This window comes from Schaalia sp. 19OD2882, assembly GCF_018986735.1.
Classification (GTDB): Bacteria; Actinomycetota; Actinomycetes; order Actinomycetales; family Actinomycetaceae; genus Pauljensenia.
In genome coordinates this window covers 1,859,616-1,873,774 of record NZ_CP065521.1, presented here as the reverse complement: position 1 = coordinate 1,873,774, position 14,159 = coordinate 1,859,616, and the positions used below count along the sequence as shown (strand labels likewise).

The following is a 14,159-nucleotide window of genomic DNA, read 5'->3' as shown; positions in this document are numbered from 1 at the left end:
GAGTCAGCGGCTCCCGAAGTCCACCACACGCAGCACCAGGCGGTCCTCCCGTGTGACGGCAGCCAGGTCCACCACCGCCACGATCCTCCAGTCTCCGTCACCATCAGGGTCAACCAGGGTCTGCGTGACCAGCCAGGATGCTCCGGCGAGCCTGTCCGCCTCCTCGGCCGACACCCCGGCCAGTGTGAGATCCGCAGCCGACGGCGACTCGTCGATCAGCACCAGCGCGGCAGAACGCGCCGACTGGTCGATGCCGATCCAGTCGTGGTGCGACCAGTAGGCGCCCAAGGCCTCGTCCCATGCGGCCTCGTCCCAGTCCCCTTCGGCGTCCAAACGCCCCAAGGCCTCCACGTCGTCGCGGGCCGCCAGCTCCACCCGGTGGAACATCGCCTTGACCACCTCGCGGCGCAGCGCGTACCTGTTCGCCGAAAGCGGCACCGTGCCGTCCTCGCGCGCCCCGAAAGCCAGCTCCACACCCACGGCGCCGCCCTCGTCGGAAAGAACCATGGGGGCGCGGCCGGACGCCAACGCTTCCCACTCGTCCAGCAGGGAGGAATCCACTGAACGGATCAGGCGGCCCAGCCACTCGACGACGCTGGACAGTTCTTCGGTCATGAGCTCGTCGGGCACCAGTTGACGCAGCGCCCGGTAGGCGTCGGACAGGTACCGCAGGACCACACCCTCACTGCGGCCCACGTCATGGCGCGAGACCAGCCCCGAGAAGGTCAGGCAGTTCTCCACCATCTCGCGCACCACCGACTTCGGGGAGATCTCCAGGTCACCCGCCCACGGGTTCGAGCGCACCCACATGTCAAAGGCCCCGCCCAGCAGCTCCTCCAAGGGCCTGGGCCAGGAGACCTCCTCCAGGGCCGCCATGCGTTCGTCGTAGTCCATGCCCTGAGCCTTCATGGCCGCCACCGCCTCGCCGCGCGCCAGACGCTGCTGGGCGAAGAGCAAAGGTCGCGGATCCTCCAGAACCGCCTCGACCACGCTGATGACATCCATCGTGAAGGTGGGGCAGTCCGGGTCCAGCAACTCGAAAGCCGCCAAGGCGAAGGGTGAAAGCGGCTGGTTGAGGGCGAAGTCGTCGGGCAGGTCCCCCACCAGTCGCAGACGAGGGCGCCCTTCGAGTGCGGCGCGGGCGGAGGACACGTGCTCAGCCACCCCCGAACGCGTCATCGAGGTGACGATCTCCCCCAGGCGGCGCAGATGCGGGTTCACCTCACGCCCGATGTCGTCGTTGTCGGTGGCCAGGTGCACCAGGTGCTCGCCCGGGTCTCTCCCGGCCGCCTCCGCACCCGCCAGCACGTTGAGGACCATCGCGTGGGACATTTCGAAACGCGACTGCAGCCTCTCCGGGGCTGCGGACACCAGACGCTCATAGGTGCTGCGCGTCCACGAGATCTCCCCCTGCTTGCCCTGCTTGGCGCCCTGGGACTTCTTCGATGACTTCTTGCGTGCCCGCCTGGCCTCGCGCTCGTCGCGTGCGGCTGCTTCGGCGGCGCTCAGTCGCGCGCGCTCGCGGGCCGCCTCGACCTCGTGCCCGGGGGCGAGGACGCGGACGAAACCCACCGTGTCGAAACCCGCCCGCCCAGCGCGGCCCGCGATCTGGTGGAACTCCCGGGCGGACAGGTGCCGCATTCGCTTGCCGTCGAACTTCACCAAGGAGGTCACCAGGACCGTGCGGATCGGCACGTTGATGCCCACCCCCAAGGTGTCGGTCCCACAGACCACGGCAAGCAGTCCCTCCTGGGTGAGCCTTTCCACCAGGCGCCTGTAGCGCGGCAGCATCCCCGCGTGGTGGACGCCGACACCACGTTGCAGCAGGGACTTGAGGGTCTGGCCGAAGCCCTTGCCGAATCCCACGGTGCTCAGGGCGCGGGCGATCCGCTCGCGTTGGTCCTTTCCGACCAGGTCGACCTTCTCGAAGGACTGGGCGGTGTCCAACGCGTCCTTCTGGGCGAAATGGACGATGTACACGGGCCAGCGTCCCTCGGCGAGCAGCCGTTGGGTGGTGGGGGAAAGGTCGTCGACGACGTAGTCGAACTCCAGGGGGACGGGCCGCTCGGCATCGTCGACGAGGGCGACGTCGCGGCCCGTGCGCCGCTTCCACGACTCCTCGAATCCGGCGGTGTCGCCCAAGGTGGCGCTCATGGCGACGAACTGGGCGTGCTGGAGTTCCAGGAGAGGCACCTGCCAGGCCCACCCGCGCTGCGGGTCGCCGTAGAAGTGGAACTCGTCCATGACCACCAGGTCGGCGTCCAGGCCGGGTCCTTCCCGCAATGCCTGGTTGGCCAGGATTTCCGCAGTGCAGCAGATGATCGGCGCGTCCCCGTTCAGGGCCACGTCGCCGGTGACCATGCCGACATTGGCGGCGCCGAAAAGGTCCACCAGGGTGAAGAACTTCTCCGAGACCAGGGCCTTGAGCGGCGCCGTGTAATAGGAGCGCCCGCCCCTGGCCATGGAGACGAAGTGGCCGGCCAGGGCGATCATCGACTTTCCGGAGCCGGTGGGGGTGGCGGCAATGACGTGATTGCCCGCGAGGATTTCCAGCAGCGCCTCCTCCTGGTGCGGGTACAGGGGGCGACCGGTCGACGCGGCCCATTCGGTGAAGGCGTCCAGAAGTGCGTCGGCGTCAGGGGTCGCTCCCAGTGCACCCCGGTCCTCCAGGCGGTCGAGAAGGGCGTTGAGGGCGTGCGCCGGAGCGGCGGGCGGCGTCGGGCAGGTCATGGGGCCATTGTGGCTCATCGGCGGGCGGCATTCGTGGTGGGCGACGGGTGGCCTGGTGACAATCACGATTCACGTGGTGCAGTATGTACAAATGGTGTGACAACCTGTGACGGACAACCGGACGGAGCGGATCGTGCGACTCGATGCTGGAAATGTTGGCGCTTTGCGCGGAATGCCGGATGTGAAGTACGACTTCGCCGTCTCAGCCGACGTGGCTGCGGCCTTCACGGCGGCCGCCACTGCCCTGACCGACCAGACGGCGTCACGCAACAGTGCCCGCACCACTGGCTCGACCGGCTTCAAGGGCCACTACGCGCAGCTCTTCGCGGACAATGGCACCACCCAGATGGATGACCTACGGGAAATCGCCGCGAAGCTGCGTTCGGTGGCCACCCAGATCGCTGAGGTCGACGAAGCCGCCCGCCAGGAGAACGAGCGCCGCCGCAAGGCCCGTGAATGGGCTGAACGCCAGGCGAATCGCAACGTTCTGGATGATCTTCACGACGTGATCTTCGGTGGTGAGGACCCGCCCTTCGAGTCCATTGACGAGAATTCCAAAGGCCCCAGCAAGACTGCCGAGGACCCTGCGACCAAGGAACGCAAACCGCTCAGCGGAGGCGGGGGAACCGGGGGAATGTCCTCGGCCACACCTGAGAACCTGCGCAGTTTCGCCACATCGACGCGATCTCTGGACACGGACCTGTCGGGCAAACCTGCCGAACTCGAACGCCAAGTGACATCCTTCGCGTCATCGTGCTCGTGGGCGACCCTGGACGCTTCCAGCCTCATTTCGGGCCTGCGCAACTGGCTCACCCTCAACGGTCAGGACGCCCAGTGGGCCGACACGGTGGCCGCGGCCTTCGAAGCGGCAGGCAGCAACGGGGACTTGTCCCTGCCCGACGCTGCCATCGCCCAGGCGCTCGCCGCCGCAGGAGTGTCCGAGGGGCGCGAGGATCTGAAGATCGACCCGCCGGTGGCCTACGGCTCTCCGCCCACCACCGGGTACTCCGACGACCCGGTGAACACCGCAACGGGCGGGTTCCTCGAATTCGAGATGGACCTTCCCTTCCTGGGCCGCAGTGAGCCCTTGTCTTGGGGCCGTTCCTACAATTCGCTCGACACTGGGGGCGGCGCCTTCGGCGTCGGCTGGTCCTCATGGTGTGAGGCCGGCCTGGTCATTGACGCCGAGAGTGCCCGTATGCGCTTGCAGGACGGCCGTGTGATCGTCTTCCCCCGCGACGGGCAGGGGTGGGCAAGGGCGACCGGCGAGAACCTGTGGCTGGAGGCCACTGACGAGGGCGGCTACGTGGTCACCTCCTCGTGGGGACTGCGCTCGACCTTCGATTCCTCGGGTCTGCCGCGCACCCACGAGGACGGCAAAGGCGTCCTCGTCCTCACTCACGAGGACGGCCGCCTGGTGCGGATCGCCCACGAATCGGGGCGCGCCATCGACCTCGTCCGGGACGGGCAGGGGGAACGGGTCACTGCACTGGTCGCCTTGGACGGACGCCGGATCGTCTACACGTACGACGAATCCGGCCGCCTGAGGCGCGTGCACGGCCCCGGCGTGGACAGGAACTACACGTGGAACGCCGCTGGCCTGCTCGAACAGGTCATCGACGGCGACGGGGTGGTCGAAGTGGCGAACACTTTCGACGCCCAGCGCCGGGTCGCCACCCAGCGTTCGCCCTTCGGACGCACGACCCGCTACTCCTACCTGCCCGGCGGAGTGACCGTCACCAGCGACCCCGACGGCACGCGCTCGAACACCTGGGTCCACGACGCACGCGGGCGCCTGGTGGGAATCGTCGATTCCGACGGTCGCCGACAGTCCACCTCCTACGACAGGTTCGGCAACCCCGTTTCCGTGCGGGGACGCGACGGCGAACTCACCGTCACAGAGTACGACCCGCGTGGACGTCTGAGCCGGCGGCTGCTGCCCACAGGGGCGCGACTGTCGTGGACGTGGGACGACTTGGATCGCCTCGTGTCACTGCGGGTCCTTGCGGGCGAGGACGCGGAGGAGGCCGTCACCTCCTTCGAATACGAGGGCGACTCGCGCAACCCGAGCCACGTCATCGACGCCGAGGGCGGTGTCACCCGCTTCGAATGGGACGGGCCGCTGTTGCGCAGGACCATTGACCCGACGGGCGTGGGCGTGCGCCTGGACCATGACGAGTTCGGCGAGGTCGTCGCCGTGACGAACTCCTTGGGCGATGTGGCGCGCTTTGAACGTGACGCCTTGGGGCGCGTGACTGCGGCGGTGACACCCCTTGGTCACCGCACCACCTACGGCTACGACAGTGCGTCGGGCGCCCTCGCGTGGAAGCGTGAGCCCGACGGTGGCCTGACCAGGTGGGAGTACACGCCGGGCGGACGCCTGAAGACCATTGTCGATCCGATGGGCGGGCGCACCGAGGTCGAGGTCGGCGAACACGGCAAGGACCGCTCGACCGTCGACCCCTTGGGGCGCCGACTCGAACACGGCTATGACGACCTGGGCAACCTGTCGAAGGTGACCCTGCCGGACGGCTCGTCCTGGGACTTCGCCCACGACGCCATGTCCCGCATGACGGGCTTCACCGATCCGATGGGCGGCACGTGGGGCCTGGAGCACGGCCCCTCTGGCATGGTCTCGGCCGCCACCGATCCGGTGGGAGTGCGCCGTACGGTGGAGCGCGACGTCAACGGCCAACCGACGGCTGTCGTCGACGGTGAAGAGAGCGTGCACGGCTCCTATGACCGCCTCGGGCGTCTGGTGGCCGTGACGGGTCCTGACGGTTCCTCGTCGATCCAACGCTTCGACCGCCTGGGACGGGTGGTGGAGATTGTCGACGCCTGTGGGGCGGTGACCCGGATCGACCGCGATGCGGCGGGCCGCATGGTTGCGGTCGTCCACCCTGACGGAACCGTCCACCGCTACGAGTACGACGCCTGCGGACGCTGGTGTGCCACCGTGTCGACCGGCGGGGACCGCTACGAGTTCCACTACGATGCGGACTCGCAGGTCGTGGGGGAGACTTGGCCGACCGGCGACACGGTCACCACCCGCTTCGACGAGTGCGGGCGCGTGGTCGCCAGGCGAGAGCCGGGGCGTGGTCTGGTTCGCGTCGCCTACGACAAGTGCGGCCGGATCGTCCGGATGACCGACGGTTTCAACGGGCCGCGCCGCTTCGTCTACGACGAGGCCGGTCAGATGGTCCAGGCCATCAACGCCTTCGGTGGCGTCACCCGTTTCGAGTACGACGACTTGGGCCACCAAGTGGCTGTCATCGACCCGATGGGTGGGCGCTTGACCCGCACTTTTGATTCGGCGGGCCGCATGACTTCCCAGACGGATGCGCTGGGGCGAACCACCACCCACACCTTTGACAAGGCGGGCCGGCCGACGTCCACCGTGGACGCTTCGGGCAGGCGCACAAGCTTCGAGTGGGCTGACGGCCGCTTGGTGACCACCATCGTGGACGGTCGCGTGGTCCAGCGGATCAGCCATGACGCCTCTGAGCGTCGCGCCACTGTCACCGACGCCTCCGGCCAGGTGGTCGAGCTGCGCACGGATCCGATGGGTCGTCTGGTGTCGCGTACCCGTGACGGAGTGGGTGTCCACTACACCTACGACTCGTCGGGCAGGCGCACCTCCATGCGGGGGCCCGACGGTTCGGTGACGACCTACGAGTACGACCGCAACGGCTTCGTCACTCGCATGTCACATCCGACCACTGGCGAGATCACTTTCGAGCGTGATCCCTTCGGACGCATCACGCGCCTTGGAGCCCAGGGCATCCGGGCCGAGTACACGTACACCGGTGCCGGCCTGGCCAGCAGCGTCATCAACCGTGGCGGTCTGATCCAGCGTTCGTACGTGGAACGCGACGAGTTCGACCGCATCCACGTGCAGACGATCGACGGGTTGAGCGTGCGGCACAGTTTCGACGAGGCCGGGCAGCTGGTCTCCTCGGTGTCCTCCGAGGGTTCGTCGATCTTCTACGAATGGGACGAGGGCGGACGCCTGACCCGTGAAACCCGTGACGGGGCGGCCACGGTGCGCACCTACGACGCGGCCGGGCAGTTGCGTTCCTCCGTGACGCCCGACGGGACACGCACCAGCTACACCTACGACCGGGTCGGCCGTCGCGTGAGTGAACGCAGTGGGGCGCAGGAGCGCCGCTTCTCGTGGGACCACCGCGGATTCTTGTCGGGTGTGACGGTGATGTGGCATTCGGGTGACTCGCCGGTGGTGGCCAGGACCGATTTGGCGGTGGATGGTGGCGGCGAATTGTCGCGTGTGGGCCGCGAGGACGTCTACTGGGATTCCGGGGCGCCTTTGCCGACTCTGGTCCAATTCGGTCAGAACGTGGTGGTGGACGCCTTGGCGGCCACCAGCGTCCACGGTCCGGCGGCCCGCGGCGCCGCATGGCTGGTTCCGGAGTTCGGCGAATCCTTGGCCACAGGCAACCCTGTTCCCGCAGGTGTGGGGCCGGAGACCTCGGCGGCTGCGGGTGTTGGGGCGGCCCATCCGGGGTTGACCCCGTCGATCTCTGCCAGCGCCACGCCCTCGATCGGCGACATGGACTGGATGACGTATCGGGTCATGGATCGGACCACCCAGTCCTTCCTGTCGCCCGACCCTGTGCGTCCCGTGCTCGGATCCTCCTGGGTCGGCAACCCGTATTCGTGGGCCGGAAACAACCCGGCGGTGGCCTTCGACCCACTGGGGCTGTCCCCGGTTTCGGAGGCGGAGCTGAAGGCCTATGCCGCCCAGAACAACGGGATGCTGGCCAACGCGTGGAATGCCGCCTCGTCCTGGGTCAAGGACAACTGGGAGTACATTGCTGCGGGCGTCGTCATCGTGGCCGGAGTGGCTGTCATGTGCACGGGCGTGGGCGGCCCGATCGGCGCAGCAATGATCGGTGGCGCCTTGATGGGTGGCGGTATTTCGATTGGTACGCAGAAGTACCAGAACGGTTCGGTCGACTGGGGCAAGGTGGCCACCGATGCCGCCATTGGTGGTATTTCCGGCCTGGCCGGCGGCGGCGCGGGCGCTCTGGTCACGCGGGCGACCAGTGGGGTGGGGTCGTGCTTGGGGCGCAACATCCTCACGGGCGTGGGGGAGAACATCGTCGAGGGTGCTGTTTCGAACACCTTGGACTACGTCACCGGACCTGGACCCATCACCTTGTCGGGAATGGCGGGTGCGGCGGGTTCTGGTGTTGTCCAGGACGGTTTGATGGGTGCTGGTGGGGGTGTTCTGAACAAGTTCACGGGCGCTTCCGGCATCGGCTGTTTCACGGCCGGCACCGAGGTGCTGCTGGGCGATGGGACCACGAAACCGATCGAGAGTGTCGAAGTCGGTGACATGGTGGCGACTGTGGACCCGGCCAGCGGTCAGGACTTGGTTGCGCCTGTGGAGCAGGTGCATGTCTTGGAGGATGTGGACACTTTGGTGGTGTCCACTGAGGTGGGGCAGGTCGAGACGACTGCCGCGCACCCGTTCTACGTCCAAGGCAGGGGTTTTGTTGCTGCTGGGGAGCTTCGTGAAGGAGATCTTCTGCGTCAGCCGGGCGGTGAGCTGGTTGGTGTGGTTTCTGTCGAGGCGACGGGTCGCAAGGAGACGGTGCACAACCTCACGGTCGCTGGTACGCACACTTATCATGTGCGTACCAGCGGCGGCGTGGACGTCCTGGTGCACAACCGTTGCGATGTTCCGCCTGGTACTACCCCCGACCTTCCTCAGAATCCGAATCTTCGAGAGATGGCAGAACAGATTCGGTTGAACGCAGAGTCATTCTTTCCGCGGGTACGGAGGACGATTGCGGTTGGCATGGACTCCAAGGGGGGATTATGGGCCGGTTCAAGCAACGGTTTTGATCGAGGGCAGGCGGCCATGTGTGATAAACTTGGTATTGAAATAGTGCCTACTATGAACGGCAAGCATGCGGAAGAGGAGCTGCTGAATGGAGTTCCAGATTTGGTAGCAGTCGGTACGTCGAATCGCATGCCCTGTGGTCCTGCTGAGCACGACTGTGCGGGCCAACTCGCGGACAAAGGAATTCAGGTGGTTGAGCCGTGAGTCTGACACCGTTCATGGTTCATTCGGATGAGCTCGGGCAGCGCCTGAGTGCCCTGTCGGGGGAGCAAGCAGGACGATTCTTCGTCGCGGCGGGCCAGGTGTTGCGGCCGGCGTACGAGCAGTGGTGTGCCGATGAGGGCATCACGGGCGACGCGGATCTGCTGGACGAGATTGTCGAGTGGGTCGCCACGCCGGCGGGTCAGCGGGATGCTGAGATCGGGCGGCGTTTGAAGGTGCGCAGTGAGGCGATACCGGAGGATCCGGAAAGCGAGCGCGACTGGTCCACGGAAGCCATGGATTGTCTGATTTGCATGGATTTGGGTCTCGGAGCATTGCTTGGTCAGCAAGTCAAGGTGTCGTACGCGTGGTATTTGTTCGAGCCCACCATGGTGTCGGTGTCGGTGCGTCTCTTTGGGGTAATGCCTGGCAGTGGTGGGGATGACGGAGAGGAATTGGTGTTGGAGGACCCGCAGTTTCGGCAGGTCGACGATGCTCTGGCGATGGCCATCGACTCCTTGATCGCCTCCGATCCGAGCTTTGATGCACTGGTGCGGGACTTGGCTCCCGTGTTGCCTCCGGAGTTCCGACGAAGTTCACCGACTCTTTGAAGACTCCAAAGCCGGTCGAGTCGGCCGAATATCTCCAGTGGCTGGGTCGACACCGGGCAGGGTGGCTGCCAGTCGTGGACGAAACGAAAAATGGCGTCAATTGCGTGAGCGCTGTGGCTGGTGGCTTGAAAGAGTCAGGCTGCACACATGTGCGTGTGGGGGCATGTGGTCATCGGCGTGTTCGAGGTGGATTCCCAGGGTGACGTCTGTGCGTGCCAACCTGAGCAAGGTCGATGACTGCACCGAGAAAGAGTGGAGTCCTCAAGGCGCCAGTTTCGGCAATTGCGAGTCAATACGGCGACGACATCCACGCGATCCGGTCCCTTGGCGTGCGCCAAGAGGAGCACAGGGGGCGGGGCGTAGGTGCCGGCAAGTTGCGCCAAGGCTTGAGCGGTGACAGCTTCGGTCATCGTCCTCATGTACGCCAATGGGGTCTGGCCCTGGGCAGCTCTACGAAGCCGGGGTCAGGAACCCTTGGGCGCGGGTGTCACCGTAGCCCACCCCAGCTGCGTTGAAGCCGACAGGCAAGGAAAGAACTGGCGCCAAGCTGAAGAAACACCGGGATCGGCAGCGTGCCACATGCAGGCATGCCCCTGGACCTTCAGGGGTCGACGGACCGGAGAGTCGCCTGAGGCGCGCATTTGCACGCTGCCTCCGGGGACGCCTCCTCGAAGCAGTCGCGACCATGGATCTTCCCAGTCGTCAGTGTCTCAACCAAAACCTGATGCTCGTGCCGGTACATTGGATCTCTGGATCGAGTTGACGACACCCGGAGCTGTGGCTGCTCACAGGAGGCGGCCGCATCCGAATTGTACGAATGCGGAGCGTGTGACGTGGGCAATGCCGAAGTGAGAAAGAGTGAGGAGTGGGTGTGGGTACCGTGGGAATTGTTGAGTTGCGTGATGGTTATGTGGAGCCGTCCGGGAAGATGATTCCTCATGGCTACATCAAACATCAGCGGGTGTCGGGTGTGGATTGTTCGGGTCTGGTGTTGGACAATTTCGGCACGTGGGACGTGCATTTGACGGAGTGTTCTTTCGAGCGTGTGAAGGCGAAGTATTTCTCTCCGGGTGAGGGGGGTGTGGTGTCGGAGTTCGTGCGCTGCTCTTTCGATCGTGCGACCTTGAGGGGGCTTGGGGGTGGTATGGTGCGTTTCGTTGAGTGTTCTTTCCGGGGTGCGCGTCTTTCCGGGTGGAATGTGTCGCGCAGTGATGTGGTGGATTGTGATTTCGAGGGTGCTCGGTTGCGGGATGTGATGTTTTGGGCTCATGTGGATGAGCCGGCCACGTCGTCGACTCCTGCGGAGTCGTGGGACAACGAGATTCGGGGGAATGATTTTTCCGGTGCCACGTTGATGGGGGTGGAGTTTCGTACGGGGGTTGATTTGTCGTTGCAGAAGTTGCCGGTGGGGGAGCAGTACTTGCAGGTGATGGATGTGCCGGCCGGCCTGGAACGAGGCCGCGAGGCGGCCAAGGGGCTGGAGGGTGAAGATTACGAGGCTGCCGACTTCCTGCTGCAAATGATGGCGGAGAAGTATGAGCGCGGTCAGCGTCAAGCCTTCGTTGCCAAGGCGAAGCGCCACCCGGACCTCATGTGGTCGACAATGCGTGCGGCAATGCACGACGTGTGACCGCGCAGAACAGGAGACAACAATGAGTCTGAGACCCTTCATGGTCCATTCGGATGAGCTCAGGCAGCATGTGGTGTTGCGGATTTACTCAAGCGGATCCTCGACTGGGATTCGCACGTGCTGTTTCCCGCGATCTTGCGGTGGATGGTGAGATGTTTGCCAGTACTTAGGGTCTTCCGGAGGATGCTTCCGGTGACAGTGACCAGGTGATTGCAGCACCGGAAGCCGGAGACTGCCCGATCGGCCAGCTTCGAGTGATGCTTTCTAAGGTGTTGCCGACGAAATTCCGGGTCGACGAGGATGATTCGACGTACTGAATGCTTGGGACCGGCCTGTGCGGAAATGGTCATCCGAGCCAAGGATGAGGCTTGGGGGCGCAGGATCTGCTTCAAAAGGTTGGGTGCCACAGGGCTTCAAGTCTCGGTGGATGAAGATGCCCAGTGGTTGTGTGGACAACTGCGTGCGCGGTTCCCAGTCGCGAACGAAACGAAGAATGGCCGCGGTGGCTTGGTCGCTCTGTTCTGTGATGTGGAAGAGCCTTGCGGTGGTCATGCAGGTGGGACAGACCGAGGTGAGCTTCGCATGTTCGAGGTGGATTTCCAGGGCGACATCGGTGCGTGAAGACTTGAGCAAGGCCTGGATGAACAGTTCTGCGAAGTCAGGGTCCTCCAGACTCCAATGCGTGTAGGCGTTGGCCGTCTCTGCGATGGTGAGGTCGCGGTCTGGGCCTTCGGAGCGCGCCTTGACCGGCGCGGGCGTATGCTCCCAAGTGCGAGGAGAACACCGTGTGGGTGATCCTTTCCAGCGGACGTGGCTGGCCTCGTCGTGTCCCATGGCTTCCTCGTTGTTCCCGCGCAGGTAGGCGACCTCGGCCAGATGACGTCTGTCGATCCGGTCAGTGGTCAAGATGTAGTGGCTGCTGGGGAGCTTCGTGAAGGAGATCTTCTGCGTCAGCCGGGCGGTGAGCTGGTTGGTGTTGTTTCTGTCGAGGCGACGGGTCGCAAGGAGACGGTGCACAACCTCACAGTCGCTGGCGCCCACACCTATCATGTGCGTACCAGCGGCGGCGTGGACGTCCTGGTGCACAACCGTTGCGATGTTCCGCTGGGGAACTCGCCTGACCTTCCAACACAGCAGAATCTTCGAGAGATGGCAGAACAGGTTCGACAGGCTGGCCTGCACCCGGCGTCCAGGAATGTGAGGACTTTTGCTGTTGGACTTGATGAGAATGGTAAGATGTTCATTGGATCCAGCAGCGGATTCGACAAGGGGCAACGGGAAATGCTCGCTGAACTGGGACTGAAGCGTGTGGTCGGCAGCAGGAAGCTCCACGCGGAGAGAAGAGTTTTTGCGGGCGATGGAGCGAAGGAAAACTGGCCGACTGCTGGAAGTCGGGACCTCAAGGCGCATGCCCTGTGGACCCAGCGAACATGACTGTGCTGCGAAACTGGCCAATGAAGGGATTACGGTGACCCAACCATGAGTTCAACACCATTCGAGGAATTGTCGGACAATGTCGAGGAGCAAGCGGCGCTCCTGTCGGGGGAGCAGTCCGGCCGTTTGTTCGTTGCGGCCGCCCGAGCCTTGTATCCGGCCTATGTGCGGTCGTGTTCCGAGGTCGGGATCGAAGGCGACCAAGACCTGATGAATGAGATTCTCACGTGGGCGCAACAGCCTGCAGGCCAGCGCGATGAGGCGGTCGGGCGGAGCCTGTTCTCCCGCGCAGAGGAGATGCCTGAAGAGGAGGTGGGTGAAAGCGAGTTCGGAACCATTGGCATCGATTGTTGGACGTGCGCCTACGTGGGCCTCGGCTCTCTGGTCGACGGAGAGTATCTCGGTGATGGTGCGTGGTCGCTCCTCGAGCCCACCATGGAATCGGTGTCGGAGCGTCTCCTTGGGGGAATGCCTGGCAGCGGTGGGGATGACGGAGAGGAATTGGCGTTGGAGGACCCGCAGTTCGTCGAGGTGCGGGACGGTGTGGATCGTGCCTTCGCTTTGTTGAGTTGTGGTGGTCTGAGCATTGTTGAGTTGGTGGAGGTGCTGGCGCCGTTGCTTCCGCCTGAAGCGCGCTGGCCTGTGGACCTCTGAGGCTCGGTTCTCGCGTCGTGAGGGTCGGGGGCTCAGTTCTGGATTCCCCAAGGCCATTTCGGGGTGTGCATGATTCGGTTGAGGAATTCTGGGGTCCAGAGGGGTTCGAGGTCGAAGTACTGGAACATGCGCATCGGCTGGGTCGTGACCCTGGAGTGAGGTGCCCAATCCTTGGTGAAGCGGATGAGGGCTTCTTTGGCTTGGTCGGGGCGGCCGATGGCTTGGAAGAGGCGGGCGGCGTCGAGGTGGGGGCATCCGATGATCTTGGATTCGCTGTGTTCCAGGTAGGTGTCGAGGGCCAGGTCTGTGCGCCCGTCTCTGAGGATGTCTGCGAGGACGAGTCCTCCGGTTTCGCGGTCGTTGATGTCCAAGTGGCGGTAGCGGATTTTCAGGTCGGCGATGAGGGTGTCGGGGTCGGGGCCCTCGGTGTTGACCTTGACTGGCCTGTAGTCTCGTGGGGTGGTGGATCCGGAGAGGCGTTCGAAGGCGATGGCTTGGACGGTGCGCCACATGTTGGCGATGTGGGGGTGGCGGGCGGTGGCGACTTTCGTTTGGGTCAGGTCGTTGATGAAGTGTGTGGCCCGGTCGATCTGGTGGGTGTGGCGGGCTGCCCGCACATAGGCGTCCATGTGGGTGGGTGCTGCTTTGGTGGCGTTGTCGGTGTTGCCCATGAGGCCGGTCTCTTCGTGGTCCATGGCTTGTTCGAGGTCGCAGGTGAAGTAGGCGATCTCGGCCAAGGCGATGGACTTGTCCGGGCAGTCCGGGGCCTGTTCCAACTGGGTGAGGCCCTCGGCGACCTTGCCTTTGCGGATCATCTTGCATGCGTCTTCAATCGGAGAACCCATGAGTACAGAGTATCGACACCTTCAGCCGCACGCCCAACCTGTGGACCCCTGCACCACCCACAGTCCTCAATCTGCGGGATGACACTTGGGAATGGGGCACTTCGAGACGATGCCGTTGACCGCTGGGGCAGGTTGTTGATGAAGTGTGTGGCCCGGTCGATCTGGTGGGTGTGGCGGGCTGCCCGCAC

Annotated in this window: 7 protein-coding genes; 4 read left to right on the top strand and 3 right to left on the bottom strand. The window is 64.6% G+C overall.

Annotated elements, in window-relative coordinates; translation table 11 throughout:
• Window positions 1-3: 3 nt before the first annotated feature.
• Entirely contained in the window at window positions 4-2,730 is a 2,727-nt protein-coding gene (locus I6B53_RS08250; protein ID WP_216763780.1) for an RNA helicase, read from the bottom strand.
• Between the two features lie 133 nt (window positions 2,731-2,863).
• Here I6B53_RS08250 and I6B53_RS08245 point away from each other — a divergent pair, with 133 nt between their 5' ends.
• The 3 genes from I6B53_RS08245 to I6B53_RS08235 all read left to right on the top strand — a co-directional run bounded on the left by I6B53_RS08245 (window position 2,864) and on the right by I6B53_RS08235 (window position 11,038).
• Window positions 2,864-8,800: a DUF6531 domain-containing protein gene (locus tag I6B53_RS08245; protein WP_216763779.1), complete on the top strand. Its 5,937-nt coding sequence runs from the start codon at window positions 2,864-2,866 to the stop codon at window positions 8,798-8,800.
• Window positions 8,797-9,408 (top strand): hypothetical protein, encoded by a 612-nt coding sequence (locus tag I6B53_RS08240; RefSeq protein WP_216763778.1) that lies wholly within the window; start codon window positions 8,797-8,799, stop codon window positions 9,406-9,408. Before I6B53_RS08245 ends, I6B53_RS08240 begins: the two co-directional genes overlap by 4 nt.
• A gap of 871 nt (window positions 9,409-10,279) precedes the next feature.
• The gene (locus I6B53_RS08235; protein WP_216763777.1) at window positions 10,280-11,038 is read left to right on the top strand and encodes a pentapeptide repeat-containing protein; all 759 of its coding nucleotides are present in this window, start codon (window positions 10,280-10,282) and stop codon (window positions 11,036-11,038) included.
• A 264-nt stretch (window positions 11,039-11,302) separates the two neighbouring features.
• Here the strand turns inward: I6B53_RS08235 and I6B53_RS08230 are convergent, their stop codons facing one another.
• The gene (locus I6B53_RS08230) at window positions 11,303-12,370 is read right to left on the bottom strand and encodes a hypothetical protein (RefSeq protein ID WP_216763776.1); all 1,068 of its coding nucleotides are present in this window, start codon (window positions 12,368-12,370) and stop codon (window positions 11,303-11,305) included.
• A gap of 147 nt (window positions 12,371-12,517) precedes the next feature.
• Between I6B53_RS08230 and I6B53_RS08225 the strand changes: the two genes are divergently transcribed.
• Entirely contained in the window at window positions 12,518-13,126 is a 609-nt protein-coding gene (locus tag I6B53_RS08225) for a hypothetical protein (protein WP_216763775.1), read from the top strand.
• Window positions 13,127-13,158: 32 nt separating this feature from the next.
• Here I6B53_RS08225 and I6B53_RS08220 read toward each other — a convergent pair whose 3' ends face one another.
• Window positions 13,159-13,971 carry a hypothetical protein gene (locus tag I6B53_RS08220; RefSeq protein WP_216763774.1) on the bottom strand — a complete coding sequence of 271 codons (813 nt, stop codon included), beginning with the start codon at window positions 13,969-13,971 and terminating at the stop codon, window positions 13,159-13,161.
• Between the last annotated feature and the right edge of the window lie 188 nt (window positions 13,972-14,159).